We start from the raw sequence: 18,527 nt of genomic DNA, 5'->3' as shown, positions 1-18,527 counted from the left end.
GCCCGCCGGGCGCGGTCGCCCCGGGCTTCAGCAGCCCGGGGCGAGCACTCCCGGCGTGTTACGCGGTGCCGTGGCACTCCCGGTACGTGCGTGCCGAGCCGCACCAGCACTCCGCACTGCGCGCCGGGGGCCACGGGACCGCACGGCCGCGGGCCGCGAGCGTGGTGGCGTACTGGGGGAGCAGGTCCGGGTCGGACGGGGAGGCGGCCTCCGACGCGGCGAACGCCTCGTACGAGGGGACCGTCCCCGTGACGATGCCGAGGTTCGGGGTGCCGGTGGCGTGCAGGTCCCGCAACGCGGCCTCCAGGCGCGCCAGGTGGTCGGCGTGGCCGAGGTACTCCTGGGTCAGCTCCGGATACGCGGTGAGCAGCTCACGCAGCTCGTCCTCGGGCCAGTGCAGCACCGCGACGGGGAACGGGCGGGAGAGCGCCGTGCGGTAGGTGCCCAGCTCGGCGCGGATGCGGTTGATCTCCGCCCGCAGCTCGCCCGGATCCGAGGAACCCAGGGCCCACAGCCGCTTCGGGTCGTGGAGTTCGTCGAGCGGCACGGCCGCCGTGTGGAGGGTGTCGGCCAGCTCGTCCCACGCGTCGTGACCGACCCCCATCAGTCTGCGCACCCGGTGGCGTCCGGTCAGCAGCGACTGGGTGGCGTACGGCACCTCCTCGCCCGGAGACAGCAGGAGCCTCAGCGCGGCCGAGAAGAAGTCGTGGGCCGCCTCCAGCTCGTCGTGGGCCTCGAGCGTCTCCGCGATGATCTCCCACGGTGCCGCGTCGAGCGGTCCGGCGGCGCGGATGCCGTCGATGATCGCGCGGGCCTCCGCCTCGTGGCCGTACTCCCAGAGGTTGGCCGCCTTGAGCGCTTTGACCAGATGCGGGTTGTCGACGGCGGATTCGGAGGACGCGAGGAGCTCGTCGTACAGAGTGGCGGCGCGGGCGCGGTCGCCGGCGAGCTCCAGGTGGGCCGCGGCCTGGAGGAACAGCGGCTCGTGGTCCTCGGGGTACTGCGCCGCGGTGCGGAGCAGGCGCTCGGCTTCGGTGGTGTGGTCGGCAGGCGTGTCGGGGCGCATGAACCACACCGTACTGCGGTACAGGGGCTGGGTGAGAGAGCAACGGATGCAGCCGTGGTGGAGGCCACAGCGCAGGCGGCGCCCGGCGAATCAGGACGGCCGTGCCCCGCTCCCGCCCGGCCGGATTCCGCAGCCGCCCGGGGCAGGCCGTGAGGCCGATCGTGTATAACGGCTGAGGGACATGAAGGACCAGCAGGACAGACCGGGCCAGGCGCGCACGCGTCGCACGACAAGGAGAGGGAGGGACCGATGAACGACATGAACCGTCTGCGTCGCACGGTCGCCCGACTGCTCCGGCCCGCCGCGTTCCTCGTCCTGTTCCTCACCGAGGTCCTGCTCGCCGAAGGCGGCAGCTTCTCCGCCGCGGTCGCGCTCGCCGCCACCGCCGCGGCCGGCTCGGCACTCCTCGTCTGCTCCGTCATCAGCGCACGCTGCGCCGCCCCCGTGCCCCGTACCCGGGTGCGCACCGCGATGCGCGACAGGGAGAAGCGCACCGCGTTCCTTCCGCAGCGGGATCCCGACGCCAGGGGGCGCACCAGGCCCCGAGCGCCCGGGTCCGTCCTCCTGACGGCCGCGTAGGGACCAGTTCCTCCTCGTACTCCCCGCGCGGGTCGTCCTGCCGAGTTCCACTCTTCCCGGCACGACGAGACCCCCGGAGGGCTCACCCATGTCCGCATTCATGTCCGCCTTCGCGAGCCTGGTCGGCGCGCTCGCCGATCTGCTCCAGCCGTTCTTCCAGACCGCGTCCACCGCCGCCGCGATCGTCCTGTTCACCGCCCTCGTACGGCTGGCCGTGCACCCCCTGTCGCGGGCCGCGGCGCGCGGGCAGAAGGCCCGCACCAAGCTCCAGCCGCAGATCACCGAGCTGCGCAAGAAGCACGCGAAGAATCCCGAGCGCATGCAGAAGGCGCTCATGGAACTGCACGCCAAGGAGAAGGTCTCGCCGCTCTCCGGCTGCCTGCCCAGCCTGCTCCAGATGCCGGCCTTCTTCCTGCTCTACCACCTCTTCTCCAGCCAGAGGATCGGCGGTGACCCGAACTCGCTGCTCGGCCACGAGCTCTTCGGCGCACCTCTCGGCGAACGCTGGCACGACGCGCTCGCCGACGGCGGCCCCTTCGGTGCGCAGGGGCTGGTCTACCTCGCGCTGTTCGTGATCGTCGCCGCGGTCGCCACGTTCAACTACGGCCGCACGAAGCGCCAGATGGCGGCGAACCCGGTGACCCCCGCGACCGGCCCCGACGGGCAGCCGATGCCGGGCATGGGCGCGATGACGAAGGTGATGCCGCTGATGTCGTTCCTGACGCTGTTCTCCGTGGCCTTCGTGCCGCTGGCCGCGGCCCTGTACATCGTCACCAGCACCACCTGGACCGCGATCGAGCGGGCGTACCTCTACCGGGACACCCCGGCCGCCGAGGCCGCGCCGGCCCTCGCGCTCTGAGCGGCGGTCCAGTGTGTGAACAGGGTATTGCTGGGTGATCGGATGTCTTGGAGGATCAGCCAAGCCCTTCGCTGGCCGCAACCCATCGGCGGGCTCGATCTCGACCAAGGGGAGATGGACCGTTGAAGCTGCTTCGAGTAGGTACGGCTGGAGCGGAACGCCCCGCGCTGCTGGACCGTGACGGCACGCTGCGCGACCTTTCCGGACTCGTCGACGACATCGACGGCGAGCTGCTCGGCGACGCGTCGGCGCTGGCCCGCGTGCGGGAGGCGGCGGCGACCCCCGATGTGCTGCCGCCGCTCGACGCGGACGGGCTGCGGATCGGGCCCCCGGTCGGCCGGATCGGCAAGATCGTGTGCATCGGGCTGAACTACCACGACCACGCCGCCGAGACGGGCGCGGCGATCCCGGAGGAGCCGATCCTGTTCTTCAAGGCTCCGGACACCGTCGTCGGGCCCGAGGACACGGTGCTCGTGCCGCGCGGCAGCCGCAAGATGGACTGGGAGGTCGAGCTCGCGGTGGTGATCGGCCGCACCGCCCGCTACCTGGACTCCGCCGAGGAGGCACTCGGCCATGTCGCCGGGTACGCGACGGCGCACGACGTCTCGGAGCGCGAGTTCCAGATCGAGCGCGGCGGCACCTGGGACAAGGGAAAGAACTGCGAGACGTTCAATCCGCTGGGGCCGTGGCTCGTGACGGTGGACGAGGTCCCGGACCCGCAGGCGCTGCCGCTGAAGCTGTGGGTCAACGGGGAGCTGAAGCAGGACGGCACCACGGCCGCCCAGATCTTCCCGGTGGGGGAGGTCGTGCGCTACCTCAGCCACTTCATGACGCTGTACCCGGGGGACGTGATCAACACGGGTACGCCCGCGGGGGTCGCCATGGGCCGGCCGGAGCCGAAGCCGTACCTGCGGGCGGGGGACGTCGTCGAGCTGGAGGTCGAAGGGCTGGGACGGCAGCGGCAGGCGCTCAAGGACGCGTAGGTCCGGGGCGGGCGTGTCGCCGGGCCCGCCCGGCCGACGGTTTGCCCCCGATGGCCCGGCGGACCCGCTCTCGTGCGACCCGCCGCCGGGTCACCGACGGTGTTCATACGGCATACACAATCCGCCGCAGTCGCTGAACTAGGCTCGGCAGTGATGTGTTCAGGCAGCTCTTTCCGCTTGGGGACCCGCGTCCTGGAAGGGAGAACCGCCCTATGAGTCGATACGCCGAGGTGGCGTTCACCGAGAACGTCCGGCGTGTGCAGGAGGAGCTGGGGAGCGCCACGGCCATGGAGCGACTGCTCGCCGGGGACGGCGGGCAGGCCGATCGGATCGGACCCCACGAGGCCGAGTTCATCGGGGCGCGGGACGGGTTCTACCTGGGCACGGTGGGCGAGGGCGGCTGGCCGTACATCCAGTTCCGAGGAGGTCCGCCCGGGTTCGTGCACGTCGTGGACGAGGGAACGCTGGCGTTCGCCGACGTGCGGGGGAACCGGCAGTACATCACCGCCGGCAACCTCCGGGGCAACGACCGTGTCGCACTCTTCTTCATGGACTACGCGCACCGGGCGCGGCTCAAGGTGTTCGGCCGTGCCGAGGTCAGGGACACCGGCGACTTCACCGGACTACCCGAACGGGTCGGGCGGATCAGTACCGACGGGCATCAGGAGCGGCTGATGGTCATCCGGGTCGAGGGTCTCGCGTGGAACTGTGCCAAGCACATCACGCCGCGCTTCTCGCAGGCCGAACTCGCCGACTCGCTGGAGCAGGTCTCCGAGCGCCTCGCCGAGCTGGAGGCGGAGAACCGGGAGCTGCGGGCACAGCTGCGGCAGCGGCACTGAACCCGGAATCGTAGGTCCGGCGCCGCACCCGCCATCGCCGGTGCGGCCCGGGAGCGGTGCCGATTCCGCGTCCCGGGCCGCCGCCGTCCCACAGCGGCCCGGTCAGTCCGCCACGGCCAGCCGCCGTGCGGCCAGGTCCGCGAGGAGCCGGGCCCCGTCGCCGAGGACCTCGTTGCCGAAGACGGCGTCGGGGCTGTGGTTGAAACTCGCCGTCCCGGGGTCGCGGTCCGGCGGGCAGGCGCCGAGGAACAGCATGGCTCCGGGCACCTCGTCGAGTACGAAGGAGAAGTCCTCCGACGCACTGAGCGGGGTCGGCGCCCAGAGAAGCCGGCCCGGCCCCAGCGTCTTCTCGACCGTCTCGGCCGCGAAGTCCGCCTCCGCCGGATCGACGACGGTGACCGGGTAGTCCATGGAGTGGTCCACCGTCACCGTCACGTCGTGGGCCGCCGCGACCCCCTCCAGAACCCTGGTCACCCCGGACAGGACCTGCGCCTTGGCGCCCGGCCCGAAGGTGCGGATGCCGATCTTCAGCTCGGCCTCGTCCGGGATGATGTTCGCCGAGGTGCCGGCGTGGATGCTGCCGACCGAGAGCAGGACCGGGTCGAAGGGATCGAAGCCCCGGCTCGCGTACGTCTGCAGGGCGAGGACCATCTCGCACGCGGCCGGGACCGGGTCCCTCAGCAGATGGGGCTGGGAGTCGTGGCCGCCCCGGCCCCGGACCGTCACCCGCAGCGCGTCGCCCCCGGCCAGCAGCGGCCCCTTGCGGGTGAGCACCAGGCCGGCCGGCAGCATCGAGGACGCCACGTGGAGCGCGTACGCGGCAACGGGGCGACGGCCCTGTCCCGCCGCGTCCAGTACCCCTTCCTCGATCATCAGCCGCGCGCCGTGGTGACCCTCCTCCCCCGGCTGGAACATGAAGATCACGTCCCCGGCCAGTTCGTTCCGCTCCTCCGCGAGCAGCCGTGCCGCGCCGACCAGCATGGCCGTGTGCAGATCGTGCCCGCAGGCGTGCGCCCGGCCCTCGAACCCGGAGGCGTACGGGAGGCCGGTGGCCTCCGTCAGCGGCAGCGCGTCCATGTCGGCCCGCAGGAGCACGGCGGGAGCGTCGCCCTTTCCGCCCCCGCCGCGCAGCACGGCCGTGACGGACGACAGGCCGCTGCCCGTCGTGATCTCCAGAGGCAGCCCGTCGAGCGCCGCGAGGACCTTCGCCTGGGTCCGCGGAAGGTGAAGGCCCAGCTCCGGCTCCCGGTGGAGGTCCTCACGCAGTCGTACGAGGTCCTCGACCGGCCCGGACGCGGGCACCGTGCCCGTCACTTGGTCGCCGTGATGATGCCGTGCGGGGTGATGGCGTCGGTGCAGCGCGTACGCAGGACCGACGCGAACCCGACCTCCTTCAGGGACTCCTCGTACTTCTCCCAGGCGTAGAGCATCCCGCCGTCACCCGCCACCGCGGCGAAGAAGGGGCTGGCGAGTGCGGCCATCAGAGGGCCGTCGTAGTTGTCCTCCGACATGGAGTTGAGGATCATCACCCGGCCGCCGTCGGGCAGCACCGAGTGCGCGTGTCCCAGCAGCACGCGAATGCGGTCCTGCGGCCAGATCTGCAGTTGGTGGACGAACATCACCGTGTCGTGACCCTCGGGGTAGGCGTCCTCGAAGATGTCCCCCTCGACGACCTTGACGCGGTCGCTCACCCCCGCTTCCTCCACCCGCTTGCGGGCCAGTTCGACCACCTTCGGGATTTCGAGGACGGTGACCTCGACCTCGGGATGCGCCTTCGCCACCGCGATGGCCATCGTGGCGTCGCCGCCGCCGACGTCCAGGATGCGCCGGGACGAACTGAAGTCGCCGTAGTTGATCAGGTGCTTGGAGGCGGCGGCCGACCAGGCGCCCATGAAGTGGTAGAAGACCCGCAGCAGTTCGGGGTCCTCGCTCAGCCGGTGGTACACCGTGGCGCCGTCGCCCGGGTACCTGCGCAGGCCGACGTTGGTGTTGTCCCGCAACGACTCGGTGAAGTCGACGAGCCCGGGGTACGTCACGTACGCCTCGAACCCGACGACGGCCTTGACGAGTTCCCAGTGGCCGCCGGTGAACAGGTCGGAGACGGCCTCGGTGTTGAAGTAGCCCTCCTCGGTGCGCCGGACGAGCTTCAGCGAGCTGACGCCCAGCACCAGGATGTCCAACGCCCGCTCCTGCAGACCCAGTTCGTCCTGGATCTGCTGGCGGCTGGCGCCCGGGCTGCGCTCCAGCAGGTCGAAGAGACCGAGTTCGACTCCGGCACGCATGAACTGGAAGGCGTTGTGTCCGAGCAGCACCGTGGTCAGGGCGTCGGGGATGACGCTCTCGTGCGGGGTGAACGGGTTCTGTACCTCGGTCATGATGTGTCTCCCTGATATGAGGGGGTGTCGATCGTTTCGTCGAGGTCGAGCGACCGCAGCGACCGCAGGCCGGAGGCGGCGGGGGAACAGGGGACGGCCGGGGGACCGGGGGCGGCGACCGCGACGGCCACCGCGGCGATCACCCCGGACGGGACGTCGGCCAGGTCGTACAGGTCGTACGAGCGACGCGAACCGTGCGGCCCCGGTACAGGGGCCCGGTGCGGGCGGTCCGGATCAGCCCGGCCGGGGGGCAGGTGGGAGAGGTCGAGGAGGGCCATCGCGGGCAGGCCCGCACCGGTCGCCTTGACCAGCGCCTCCTTCCGGACCCAGGTGCGCAGGAGAGCCTCCCGGGGAGTGGCGGATCCACGGATCCGGTCGGCCTCAGCGGAGGTCAGGAAGCGCCGGAGCGTACGGAGTCCGGGCGCCCCGCGGCGGTGCAGCCGCTCCACGTCGACGCCGACCGGGCGGTCGGCCGCCGCGGCAGCCACCACCCCGTCCGCGTACGAGAGGCTGACCTCGGGCGCCGTACCTGGGCCCCCGACGACCCTCGGCCTGCCGTGCGGGCCGCCGCAGTCCGCGCACCGCTGCTCCAGGACGACGTCCCGGGGCGAGCCTCCCCTCCGGTCGGCGGCGCAGAGCCGGGCCAGGAAGCGTGCCGCGACGAAGTCCGCCCGCGCCCCGTCCGTGCGGGCCGCCGCGAGGCGGAGCGCCTCGGCCGGTGTCAGGACCGAGGAGTCGGCCCCGGGCCTGGCCAGTACCTCGCGGGTGTCGGCGACCACGACGGTGACGGCGGTGACCGCCGGGCCCGTTCTCACTTCTTGCGCTGGCTGAAGACGACGCCGCCGAGCGACAGCGCGCCGCCGACGACCGCCAGCCACGGCGGCGTCTCGGCGAGGATCAGCCAGGCCAGGGTCACGGCGATCGGCGGGGAGAGGTAGGTGAGCGCGCCCATCTTCCCGGCGGTCGAGCGGGCGAGCGCGTACCCCCAGGTGGTGAAGGCCACCGAGGTCGGGAAGACACCGAGGTAGATCGTCCAGGCGATCGACTCGCCGCTCGCGTGCGAGAGGTTGTCGATGAGCTGCGGCAGGAACGGCAGGCACAGCACGGCGCCGACGACGCAGGCGAGCCAGGTGACCACGAGCGCCGAGCTGTTGGCGAGCAGCGGCTTCTCCGTGACGACGCCGGCCGCGTACGCCACGGCGGCCAGCAGCGCCAGCGCGCTCCCCGTCCCGGCGTCCAGGCCCTCGCTGGACGTGGCCAGGCCGATCAGCAGGACGCCGGCGAGCGCCACGGTGCCACCCACGACCAGCGAGCGGGGGAACCCCTCCTTGAGCAGCAGCCCGGCCAGTACGGCGATGAGCACCGGACCCAGACTGATGATCATCGAGGTGGTGCCCGCGTCGATGCGCTGCTCGGCGGCGTTGAGCGCGACGTTGTAGACGCCGAACCACAGGAATCCGCAGAGGATCAGTCGCGGCGCGTCGGAGCGGGGCGGCATGGGGACCCGGCGGATCAGGACGACCGCGCCCAGCAGGACGGCCCCGATGAAGAGCCGTGCCAGGGTGAGGGCGCCCGGGTCGATGTCGTCACCGGCCGCACGGATGCCGATGAACGCGGAAGCCCACAGGACGACCGTGACGACCCCCGCCACCACGGCCAGCCGGGGCGTGCCCGTGGCGGGGGCGGAGGTCTCGGGCGGCGGAGTGGTCCCCTGATTGGCTTGCGCGGAGGTCACAGCTGTTCACTTCCTTCTCGTTCTGTTTCGTTGCGGGCTGACGGTCGTTCTTGTGCCGGAGCCGCCGAAGGGTCCAGGGCGGACGCCAGTCGCCGTGCCACCTCGGCGACGTGCGGCGGGCGCAGCAGGGTGAAGTGGTTGCCGGGGAGGGTCGCTTCCTCGCGGATTCCTCCTCGCGTCAGTGGGGCCCAGGAGGTGCGGGGTTCACGGAGCCGCTCGCGGGCCCACCACACGGTGAGCGGGGCGTCGACCGCCGAAGGCCGGTGGGTCAGCACCAGGTGCTCGTGCTGCTCGGCCAGTTGGGCCTGGAGCAACAGGGCCTCGGTGGGTGCCGCCGGAAAGCCGCGCTCCTCGGCCCAGGTGATCAGTTGCTTCAGCCGCTCCTGCAACGGCAGCCCGCGTAGCCGCTCGCGGAGGGCGGCCGCCTCGTCGAGCGTCATGGCCGGCCCGGGGAGGGAGCCGGCGAGGGCCACGGCGGGGGCGAGCAGCGGATCTGGGTCGCCGGCCCCGGGGACGGACGAGTCGAGCAGGGCTACCGAAGCGACGTGTTCGCCCGCCGCCTCCAGCACGGCCGCCACCTCGACGGCGAGGGCGCCGCCCATCGACCAGCCCGCGAGGTGGTACGGCCCGGTGGGCCTGCGGTCACGGACGAGGTCGGCGTACTGGGCGGCCATCGCGGCGAAGGTCTCCGCCTCCGGCTCACCCGACAGGGCACGGGACCGGATGCCGAGCACCTCCCGCCCCTCCGGCAGCAGCCGTACCAGTTGCCGGTACGCCATGACGTCGCCGCCCGCCGGATGCAGCAGGAAGAGCGGCGCCGGCGTGACGGGAGCCCGCAGCGGGAGGACCTGGGCGTGCGCGGACCCGACGGATATCAGCTCGGCGAACCGCTCCACGGTGGGCGCCTCGAAGAGGGAGGTGAGCGGCAGCCGCACCCCGAAGCGGCGGGTCACCGCGGAGACGAGACGGGCCGCCAGGAGCGAGTGGCCGCCCAGTTCGAAGAAGTCGTCGTCGAGGCCGATCGTGGCCGGGTCGCGCCCGAGGAGTTCGGCCCACAGCGCGGCGACGGCCCGGTGGACCGTCGTCCGCGTGGTGCGGACCGTGCCGCCGTGACCGGACGGCCTGCCCGGCGCCGGCAGGGCCGCACGGTCGAGCTTGCCGTTGGCGGTGACGGGGAGGGCGTCCAGTGCGACGTACACGGGCGGCACCATGTGGTCGGGCAGCGAGCGCGCGAGGAAGGTCCGCAGTTCGTCCCGGCCCGGCACCCCGCCGGTTCTGCCGGCCGCGACGACGTACGCCACGAGGCGGTCCTCCCACACGCGCACGGCGGCGGCCCGCACGCCCTGGTGGGCGGCCAGCCGGGTCTCGATCTCGCCGAGTTCGACGCGGAATCCGCGCAGCTTCACCTGCCCGTCCGCCCGGCCGAGGAACTCGATCGCCCCGTCGGGGCGTCGGCGTACGAGGTCGCCGGTCCGGTAGAGCCGCCCGCCCGGCCGGCGTGGGTCCGGGACGAACCGTTCGGCGGTGAGGGCGTCGCGGTTCCGGTAGCCGGTGGCGAGCTGGACGCCGCCGATGTGCAGTTCGCCGACGATCCCGAGCGGCACCGGGACCAGCCTGTCGTCGAGAACGTCGAGCGTGGTGTTGGCGACGGGACGGCCGATGGGGACCGGGCCCTCGGCGTCCTGCGGCCCGCACTGCCATGCCGACACGTCCACGGACGCCTCGGTGGGGCCGTAGAGGTTGTGCAGTTCGACGCCCGGATGCGGGTGGTGCGCGAAGAACTGCCCGACGAGGTCCGCGGGCAGGGCCTCGCCGCTGGCGAAGACGCGACGCAGCGACCCGCCCCGGCCGGCGGTCGGACCGGATGCCGTGGCGGCGAGGAAGACACGCAGCATGGACGGCACGAAGTGGACGGTCGTCACCGATTCGCGGCGGATCAGCTCGGCCAGATACCCGGGGTCGCGGTGGCCCCCGGGGCGGGCCACCACGAGCCGCGCGCCCGTCGTCAGCGGCCAGAAGAACTCCCACACGGAGACGTCGAACGTGAACGGGGTCTTCTGGAGCACCGCGTCGGCGGCCGTGAGCCCGTAGGTCTCCTGCATCCACAGCAGCCGGTTGCAGATGCCCCGGTGGGTGAGCTCGACGCACTTGGGTGTGCCGGTGGAACCCGACGTGTAGATGAGGTACGCCGCCTGGTCGGGACCGACCACCGGGTCCGGGCTCCCCGTCGGCCCCGGTTCCTCCTCCCGCTCCGACGCGGCACCGGCCACCCGCAGTACGGGTATGCCGTCCGGGAGCGCGCCCGCAGGGAGCGGCCCGGCGGTGAGGACGAGGTCGGCGCCGGCGTCCGACAGCATGAACGCCATGCGCTCGGCGGGTGTGGCCGGGTCCACCGGGAGGTAGGCGCCGCCCGCTTTCAGGACCGCCAGCAGGGAGACGACGAGTTCCGTCGAACGGTCCAGGTGTACCGCCACCGTGGCACCGGGTCGCAGGCCACCGGCCCGTGACGCGCGTACGGCCCCGCGGATGCGCCGGGCCAGTCGGTCGGCCGCCGCGTCCAGCTCGGCGTAGGTGAGGGTGCTGCCCTCGAAGACGACCGCCGGAGCGTCGGGGGTGCGGCGCGCCTGGTCCTCGACCCGCATGTGCAGCGGGGTGTCGAGGTCGTAGGGCCGTGCGGTGTCGTTGTACGAGTCGAGCTGCCGCACCTCCTCGTCGGACAGCATCGCCGCGGCGGCCACCGGTTCGTCGGGGCTCTCCAGCAGGGTGTCGAGCAGCGCGAGGTAGTGGCCGGTGGTGCGTTCCCGCTCGGTCTCGCCGAAGAAGGCGGTGCCGAAGTCGAAGTCGAGTACGAAACGGGGCGGGGCGGCCGCGTCCGGGCGCAGTTCACGGACCTGGAGGGTGAGTCGGTCCGGTGAGTGACCGGTGTCGACGAGGTCGAACCCGGCCGGGGAGCCGAAGCCTTCGAAGACGGCGTTCTGGTAGTTGAGGTAGACGTCGTAGAGGCGGGCGCCGCCGCGGTGCCGGGGTACGTGGTCCTGGTGGCGGGCGGCGTCGAGGAAGGAGCGCTGGACCTCCCGGGCGAGCAGCCGGAAGGTGGTGTCACCGCCGATCCGCAACTGAAGCGGCAGCACGTTCATGAACAGCCCTACGGTGGACCGGAATTCAGGCCCCCTGCTGGCGAACGGCGTCCCGACACGCAGGTGTTCGCCGCCCCCGATCCGGTGGAGATAGGCGAAGAGCGCAGCCCCGAACGCGGTGGCGGGCGAGGCGTACCCCTCCGTCCGGGCGAACTCCGTGATGCGGGTGCTGCGTTCGATGCCGAGGTCGATGCTCAGGCGGGCGGTCCGGGTGGTGCCCCCAGGGGTGTCCTCCCGGCCGTAGAAGGCGAGTCGTTCGACGGGCCGTTCCAGGGTTCCGCGCCAGTGGCGTTCGGCCCGGAGGCGGCGCTCCGAACCACGCAGTGAACGCTCGTGGTCGACGTACGCCTGGAAAGGCGGCAGGGGTTCGGCCTCGTCGAGCCGCCCCTCCCCGTCCAGGTCGTAGTACGTGGACAGGGTGCGCAGGATCAGCGCCATGGACCAGGCGTCGCAGACCAGGTGGTCCACATTGAGGTACCAGGCGCAGTCGGCGGGCCCGAGCCGGAGCAGGGCGGAGTCGAAGACGGCCCGGGCGGGGTCGAGCCCGCTTGCCGAACGCTTGCGCGCCCAGCTCAGGGCCGCGGCACGGGGGTCGGGCTCGTCCGTCAGATCCACCAGGTCCACCGGGGCGGCGGCTGCCTCGCTCACCCGTCGTACCGGGACACCGTCGACCTCGTGGAAGGTGCTGCGCAGCGCGTCGCTGTGGTCCACCAGCTTCTGGAAGGCCCGCTGGAACCGCTCGTGGTCGAGCGGTCCCGCGAGGGTGAAGAGCGCGGTGACGTTCTCGTAGTAGAGACGCACGTCGCCGGAGGTCTTCTTGCCGAAGTACAGCGCCAGTTGGCTGTCCGTGAGGTTGGTCTCGGGGGCCGGGGTGCCCGTCGGCCCCGAGGCTTCGGCCGTGGCGGGCGCCTGCGGGGAACGGACGGCCCGGCGGACGACCCGCTGGAACTCCTCGGCCCACGCGGCGACCGTCGCGGCGTCGAAGAGACCGGTGCGGTATTCGAGGCAGCCGAGCAGTTCGCCGTCCTGCTCGCGCAGATGGAGACCGAGATCGAGGGGCGAGACTCCGAGGTGGAAGTCGTCGGGGGCGGCCGGGGTGAAGGCCAGCCCGCCCGCCCGGAGCCTGCCGGCGACAGCGGGCTGGAGGGAGAAGGCGGTCTGCCGCAGCACGGTGCGCCCGGCCGGCCTGGGCGGACCGACCTCGCGCACGATGTCCCCGAAGGGGATGTCATGGCTCAGCGCCCCGCCCAGCACCTCACCGGCGTGCCGGGCCGCTCCGGCGAACGTCATGCCCGGCCGCAGTCGTACCCGCAGCGGCAACGTGTTCACGTGGAAGCCGATGAGCCGCCCCTCGTCCGCGCCACGGCGCTCGTCCACGGGGGCGCCGATCACGAAGTCCAGCCCGCCCGTGATGCGGTGCAGCGTCGCGGCGTAGGCGGCGAGCAGGAAGCCGTAGGTGGTGGCACGGTCCCGTCCGGCGGCCGCGCGCAGCTTGTCGTGGAGGGCGGCGGGGATACGGAAGCCGTGCCGGGCGCCTTCGACCGTCTCCAGGGCGGGCCGCGGACGGTCGGTGGGGAGGTCGAGGACCGGGAGGCCGTCGGCGAGCTGCGCACGCCAGTACGCGGCCGAGCTGTCGTACTCCGCCGCGCGATACTCCTCGGGACGGGTGGCCGCCGCGACGGTCGGCGGCGGCAGCGGGGATGGGCGTCCCTCGCTCAGAGCGCCGTAGAGCGCGGCCAGTTCCTCGGCGAAGACACCCACCGACCAGCCGTCGCAGACCAGGTGGTGCGCGACGACCGTCAGCACATGCTGCTCGGCCGTGAAGCGGTAGAGGGCGAACCGGACGAGCGGCGGCCGCTCCAGGTCGAAGGGACGGGTGCCGAACTCCCGGTGCTTCTCGCCCGCCCGCCGCTCGCGCTCCCGCGGTGCGAGCTCGCGGAGGTCCACGAGCACCGGCTCGACGGCCGCGGGCTCCACGACGTGGGGCACCGGCCGGCCCTCGTGCTCGCGGAAGCCCGTACGCAGCGAGGGATGGCGTGCGGTGATCTCCGTCAGTGCGGCGTTCAGCGCCCCGGTGTCGAGGGGCCCCGTCAGACGGAACGCGGCGGAGAGGTGGTGAGCCGGGCTCGCGGGGTCGAGCCGCTGGAGCAGCCACAGCCGCTCCTGCGCGTCTGAGGCGGCGACGGGCCCGGCGGAGACCGGTGGCGACCCGGCGGAGACCCCTGCCGACCCGGCGGAACGCGACGTCGGACCGGCGGTATCCGGTGACGCTGCTCCGGGTCCCGGGACCTCCGGCGCCGTCATCGCGCCAGGCTGCTGCCGCAGCCGGGCCATGAGCCGGGCCCGCTCCGCCTCGGGTAATGCCGCCAGCCGGCCCAGGAGGCCGCTCACGAAGTGGCCTCCGCGACCCGTTCGAGGATGTCGTCGACGTTCGAGTGCGTCTCAAGGAGTGCCGCGATCCACCGTTCCAGGCCGAAGGCGACACAGCCGGTGTAGGCGGGCCCCCCGTCGGCGAGGGAGATGTCGCAGCGTTCCCCGAAGAAGTTGCGGTGGAAGTTCAGGGAGCCGATGGCCAGGGTGGAGCCGTGCACGAACTCCTCCTTCACCGGGAAGAGCTGGGCCAGCAGCGCGCGCCCGCCGTCCTTCTCGAAGAAGGGGTCCGAGGCCGCCTCGACCGACAGGGCGAGGCCGAGAACGGCCGCGAACTCGACCACCTTCGTACGGAACGCGGCGAGGTGTTCCAGGACCGCCTCCCGGGGGCCCAGACAGACGATCTCGCGCATGGTGAAGCCCCGCAGCCGGCGCAGCCCGTCGTAGTAGTCCTCGTTGCGGAAGCACTTGGCGACGGTGGTCACGAACCGGGGGCCGGCGAGGCTGCTGGAGCGGTGATGGAGGTAGACGTTGTAACAGGCCGCGGACACCAGACCGTACTCACTCGGGCCGAGACGGTCCGCCGCGACCGCCGGGCCGTCCAGCAATGCCCCGGCCTTTGGTCCCCCTTCGGCCGGAAGTCTCAACGGAGCGGTCATCAAAGCGAGTTGCGGGAAGTTGTCGAAGTAGTCGATGGATGCCAGGTCGGCGGCGCCGATCACGGTCGGGAAGAGCATCGGAGCTGCTCCTGCCTCCCGTGCCCAGGTCCGGAAGTGCCCGTCCAGCAGGTCCATGAGGCGGACGAGCTCCGGTCCGAGAGAGACGAGTCCGCCGCGCGCCGTGTAGAGGTCACTCATGGCGCACCGCCGCCGAGTGAGTCCACCAGCACCTTGTCCCGGATGCCGCGCAGGGTCCGGAAGCCGACGACATTCTCCGCGGTCAGTTCCAGCTCGCGGCCGGCCACGTCCTCCAGCAGGAAGAGGAGATGGGGAAAGTCGAGGGAGTCGATGAGCCGGCTGTCGATGAGGTCCTCGTCCCAGCCGATCGCCGTCACCTCGGGGTTGCGCGCCAGCAGCCAGGCCCGCACGCGCTCGATCTCGTCGCCCGCCATCAGACCCTGCTCCCTTCGAACGGAGAGCCGCTGATGATCTCCTGGCTCGACAGGAACCCGGTGATGCGCTTGAAGAACGTCTCGTGATAGGCCGTCCGCGCCGGGTCCTTCAGCAGCTCCTCGCGGAAGGCGAAGGGTTCGGCGATGCCCGCGTCCCGGTACACCGAGGGGTTGTAGAGCGACTGCACGCTCGCGGTGATGTAGCGCCGCAGGTACAGGTCCAGGCGGTCGCGCAGGTCCTGGTCGCCGCGCTCGCGCAGCGGCTCGTAGAGCAGACCCACGAGCTTGCGGCCCATGATGATGTGGCGCCACTCGTCGTCGTGGTGCACCTGGTTCACCTCCCGGATCAGGGGGTGGAGCGTCGCGTCGCGTCCCATCCGGAGATTGAAGTGGTCCACCAGTTCCTCGAAGACGAGGATGCGGGCGAAGACGAGGAAGTGCGCAACATCGGTGTCCTCCTCCGTCGTCGTGACGGGGAGCGACTTGTCCGGGTAGATCTTGTCGCCGTAGCGCAGGCAGAACTGGGCGAAGAACCACATGTGCCCGTTCTCCTCGCCCAGGAAGCGGTGGAAGAACTCGGACGGCAACTCGAACCCGGGGGTGTGGATGCGGCGGGTCACCTCGATGAGCAGCTCGCGTATGCCGTGGATGTTCAGGCTGAAGAAGTTGACGGCTTCCCACTTGCTGAGCCGCATGAGCTGCTTCTCGTCCAGCTCCCGCGCGTGGCGGGTGCCGGCCACGCTGAGCAGGTCGGGCGTCATCCACCACTGCTGCTCGTCGAGTTCGTCGACCCAGTCGAAGCGCGTGTACGGGCTGTAGTGGTGATCGGTCGCGTCGGCGACCAGATGGTCGAGCGTTTCCGCCACGTCTGACGTGTCCATGGTTTCCCCTGCCGGTTCGGCGTACGTAGGAGAGGTGCGGAGCGAGCGGTCGGGCGACGTGCGGCCGGCCTTCGGGCCGACGGGGGAGCCTGTTCCGGGTGGGACCCCGGTTCAGCCGTCGCCGCCCGCGAGGAGGCCGGCGGCGTGCGTCTCGTCGACGTCCAGCGGGCGGCTCTCCAGCAGCTCGGCCAGCTTCGCGACCGTCGACGCCTGGAAGAGGTCCCCGGCCGTGACGCGCACCGGCAGCTCCGCCTCGATCCGCACGGCGAGCCGGGCGAGGAGCAGGGACTGCGCCCCCGAGGCGAAGAAGTCCTCGTGGACTCCGACTTCGGGCCGTCCCAGCAACTCTGCCCAGACTCCGGCTATCAGTGACTCCAGGGCCGTCCGCGGAGGTGTGCGGTCCGGCCCCCCGGGCGTGGCCGCCGCGGCGTCGGCCCGCAGACCGCCGATCCGGGGCAGGTCGCCGGAGAGATACGCCTCCCGGGTCGCGCGTCGCTGGATCTTCCCGCTGGAGGTCTTGGGGATGGTGCGGGGCGGAATCAGTACCAGTTCGTGCAATTCGGCCTGGCACTCCTCCCACACCGCGCCGCGGCACTGGAGAGTGACGGCTTCGAGGTCCGCTCCGTTGACGACCTCGGCCACCAGGACCAGCCGCTCCTCGCCGTCGACGGGGACGGTGAACGCCGCTGCGCAACCGGGCCGCAGGGCGTGGCCCTGCTCGGCGGCGTTCTCCACGTCGTGCGGATAGAGATTGCGCCCGCGCAGGACGAGGAGATCCTTCAGCCTTCCGGTGACGGCGAGCCCACCGCCCGCGTCCAGCGCTCCCAGGTCGCCGGTGCGCAGGTAGGGGCCCCGGCCGTCCGGCAGGGTGGCGCCGAACAGTGCCGCGCTCTCGATGGGGCGCCCCCAGTAACCGGTGGAGACGCTGGGGCCGGACACCCAGATCTCGCCGACCTGCCCGGGGTCCGCCGGTTCGAGTGTCGCGGTGTCCACGACGACGACGGACTGGCCGCCCCGGGGGGTCCCGCAGGCGATCCTCGGCACTCCCTCGACCGGGAAACGCCGCACGCTCTCGCCCAAGGGGTCCGCCGTCACCAGCAGGGTGGCCTCCGCGAGGCCGTAGCTGGGGCGGCAGGCGGCGGGGTCGAAGCCCGCAGCCGCGAACCGTTCCGCGAACCGTTCGACCGTCTCCACCCGTACCGGCTCCGCGCCGTTCACCGCCGCACGCCAGGAGGAGAGGTCGAGCGAAGCCAGCTGCTCGTCGTCGATCTTGCGGATACATAATTCGTAGCCGAAATTCGGGGCCGGACTGATGGTGCCGCGGTGTACCGAAATTGCTTTCAGCCAGCGATAAGGTTTCTGGAGGAAATGTAACGGCGACATCAGAACGGCGGGGAATCCACCGTAAAGGGGAGAGAGTATTGCCCCGATGAGTCCCATGTCGTGGTAGGGAGGAAGCCAGCTCACCATGACATCGTCGGGCGTTCCGGCAAAGGCGTGATAAATGGCCTCAGCGTTGTGCATGAGGTTCGCGTGGGTGAGTACCACCCCGCGCGGCAGCCGGGTGGAGCCCGACGTGTACTGGAGGAACGCGACCTGGTCGGCCGTCGGTCCCGCGGGATCCGTCCGCCCTTCGGTCGCGGGGCGGGCGTCCGGCGCGGGGGCCGCGTCCTTCGCCTCCGCGTCCGTCGCGATCCACGCCAGCGGGGCGTCCAGCGCCGACCTGCCGACCGGCAGCAGATCTGTCGTGGTCAGAGCGATGCTCGCGCCGGCGTCGGCGACGATCGCGTCCAGCCGGCCCAGGCTGCGTGCGTCCTGCGGAGGGTAAGCCGGGACCGCCACGATTCCCGCGAGCAGGCATCCGTAGAACGCGATGACGTAGTCCGGCCCCGGCGGGAAGAGGAGCAGCGCCCGCTCGCCCGGCCGGTGCGCGCCCAACGCTCTCGCCACACCGTCCGCGGCCTCCAGGAGGTCCCGGTACCCGATGCGCAGCTCGTCCTCCTCGCCGTCGGCGAGGAGGACGTAGGCGGTGGCGTCGGGCTGCTTTTCCGCCCTGTGCCTGAGTACATGGACGAGTGTGGGGAATTCTTGTGCCGATAATGCCGATATTGCTTCTGTTTCGGACATACTCACCGCTCCCCGTGGATGCGATAAGACCAGAATTTCAGCCACCGGCTGGTCGCACGAGACGCAACGCTAAAACAGGCCCCATCCGACGTCAACGGGGCCGATAGATTCATCGGTCAATGGTGGATGAAATCCTGCCACCGCGGCCCAATCGTCGATCGTTTCGGGATCATTGCCGCTATGTGTCGCCGTATACGTACGGGCGCCACCGGGGTCCCTGCCGACCCGTACGGCGCGCGGGCGGGATGATCGTCGATCTCCGTTCCCGCAGGCAGCGACCCCGCTCACGGCGCGGACCGCGAAATCCTCCGTCGCCCTTGCTCCGGCCGCGCCCCGGTCGGGACGCCGGCGAGGGCCGCCCCGCAGGGCGGCCCCCACGGGCGAACGTCTCGGATGTTGTCCGAAACATGACATGTGCCTGTGCGGTGCGCCTGTGCGGTCCGCCTGTGCGGTCCGCCTGTGCGG

At 71.7% G+C, this 18,527-nt stretch carries 14 protein-coding genes; 4 read left to right on the top strand and 10 right to left on the bottom strand.

The annotated features are described in order from the left end of the window. Positions 1–58 precede the first annotated feature (58 nt). The gene (locus ACFW9O_RS10995) at positions 59–1,066 is read right to left on the bottom strand and encodes an SEC-C domain-containing protein (RefSeq protein WP_351167705.1); all 1,008 of its coding nucleotides are present in this window, start codon (positions 1,064–1,066) and stop codon (positions 59–61) included. Between the two features lie 249 nt (positions 1,067–1,315). On the opposite strand from ACFW9O_RS10995, the gene ACFW9O_RS10990 reads away from it, so the two are divergent. The 4 genes from ACFW9O_RS10990 (at position 1,316) to ACFW9O_RS10975 (ending at position 4,326) form a co-directional block, all read left to right on the top strand. Then, positions 1,316–1,645, top strand: a complete 330-nt coding sequence (locus ACFW9O_RS10990) for a DUF6412 domain-containing protein (RefSeq protein ID WP_351167703.1) — start codon at positions 1,316–1,318, stop codon at positions 1,643–1,645. Positions 1,646–1,733: 88 nt separating this feature from the next. Continuing rightward, positions 1,734–2,504 carry a YidC/Oxa1 family membrane protein insertase gene (locus ACFW9O_RS10985; protein WP_384607481.1) on the top strand — a complete coding sequence of 257 codons (771 nt, stop codon included), beginning with the start codon at positions 1,734–1,736 and terminating at the stop codon, positions 2,502–2,504. Between the two features lie 122 nt (positions 2,505–2,626). After that, positions 2,627–3,487 carry a fumarylacetoacetate hydrolase family protein gene (locus ACFW9O_RS10980; RefSeq protein WP_384607479.1) on the top strand — a complete coding sequence of 287 codons (861 nt, stop codon included), beginning with the start codon at positions 2,627–2,629 and terminating at the stop codon, positions 3,485–3,487. 212 nt (positions 3,488–3,699) lie between these two features. Beyond that, positions 3,700–4,326 (top strand): pyridoxamine 5'-phosphate oxidase family protein, encoded by a 627-nt coding sequence (locus ACFW9O_RS10975; protein ID WP_384607478.1) that lies wholly within the window; start codon positions 3,700–3,702, stop codon positions 4,324–4,326. A gap of 102 nt (positions 4,327–4,428) precedes the next feature. Here ACFW9O_RS10975 and ACFW9O_RS10970 read toward each other — a convergent pair whose 3' ends face one another. From ACFW9O_RS10970 to ACFW9O_RS10930, 9 genes are all read right to left on the bottom strand, one after another. Beyond that, positions 4,429–5,640 carry a M20 family metallopeptidase gene (locus ACFW9O_RS10970; protein WP_384607475.1) on the bottom strand — a complete coding sequence of 404 codons (1,212 nt, stop codon included), beginning with the start codon at positions 5,638–5,640 and terminating at the stop codon, positions 4,429–4,431. Then, on the bottom strand, positions 5,637–6,701 hold the full coding sequence (locus tag ACFW9O_RS10965) for a methyltransferase (protein WP_384607472.1): 1,065 nt from the start codon (positions 6,699–6,701) through the stop codon (positions 5,637–5,639). The genes ACFW9O_RS10970 and ACFW9O_RS10965 overlap by 4 nt, the downstream gene beginning before the upstream one ends. Further along, complete coding sequence (locus ACFW9O_RS10960; RefSeq protein ID WP_384607470.1) at positions 6,698–7,516, bottom strand: 4'-phosphopantetheinyl transferase family protein; 819 nt, start codon at positions 7,514–7,516, stop codon at positions 6,698–6,700. The genes ACFW9O_RS10965 and ACFW9O_RS10960 overlap by 4 nt, the downstream gene beginning before the upstream one ends. Beyond that, the gene (locus tag ACFW9O_RS10955; protein WP_351167689.1) at positions 7,513–8,436 is read right to left on the bottom strand and encodes a DMT family transporter; all 924 of its coding nucleotides are present in this window, start codon (positions 8,434–8,436) and stop codon (positions 7,513–7,515) included. Before ACFW9O_RS10955 ends, ACFW9O_RS10960 begins: the two co-directional genes overlap by 4 nt. Beyond that, the gene (locus ACFW9O_RS10950; RefSeq protein ID WP_384607467.1) at positions 8,433–13,964 is read right to left on the bottom strand and encodes an amino acid adenylation domain-containing protein; all 5,532 of its coding nucleotides are present in this window, start codon (positions 13,962–13,964) and stop codon (positions 8,433–8,435) included. The genes ACFW9O_RS10955 and ACFW9O_RS10950 overlap by 4 nt, the downstream gene beginning before the upstream one ends. Further along, entirely contained in the window at positions 13,961–14,800 is an 840-nt protein-coding gene (locus ACFW9O_RS10945) for a hypothetical protein (RefSeq protein WP_384607466.1), read from the bottom strand. The genes ACFW9O_RS10950 and ACFW9O_RS10945 overlap by 4 nt, the downstream gene beginning before the upstream one ends. Next, entirely contained in the window at positions 14,797–15,054 is a 258-nt protein-coding gene (locus ACFW9O_RS10940) for an acyl carrier protein (protein WP_351167683.1), read from the bottom strand. Before ACFW9O_RS10940 ends, ACFW9O_RS10945 begins: the two co-directional genes overlap by 4 nt. Continuing rightward, positions 15,054–15,935, bottom strand: a complete 882-nt coding sequence (locus ACFW9O_RS10935) for a diiron oxygenase (RefSeq protein ID WP_384607463.1) — start codon at positions 15,933–15,935, stop codon at positions 15,054–15,056. Before ACFW9O_RS10935 ends, ACFW9O_RS10940 begins: the two co-directional genes overlap by 1 nt. A 111-nt stretch (positions 15,936–16,046) precedes the next feature. Next, positions 16,047–18,062, bottom strand: coding sequence for an AMP-binding protein (locus ACFW9O_RS10930; protein WP_384607460.1), 2,016 nt, complete (start codon positions 18,060–18,062; stop codon positions 16,047–16,049). Positions 18,063–18,527 lie beyond the last annotated feature (465 nt).

It is taken from the genome of Streptomyces sp. NPDC059499, from assembly GCF_042749285.1.
Taxonomy (GTDB): Bacteria; Actinomycetota; Actinomycetes; order Streptomycetales; family Streptomycetaceae; genus Streptomyces.
The sequence above is the reverse complement of the archived record's forward strand: the minus strand, read 5'-3'. Positions and strand labels throughout refer to the sequence as shown.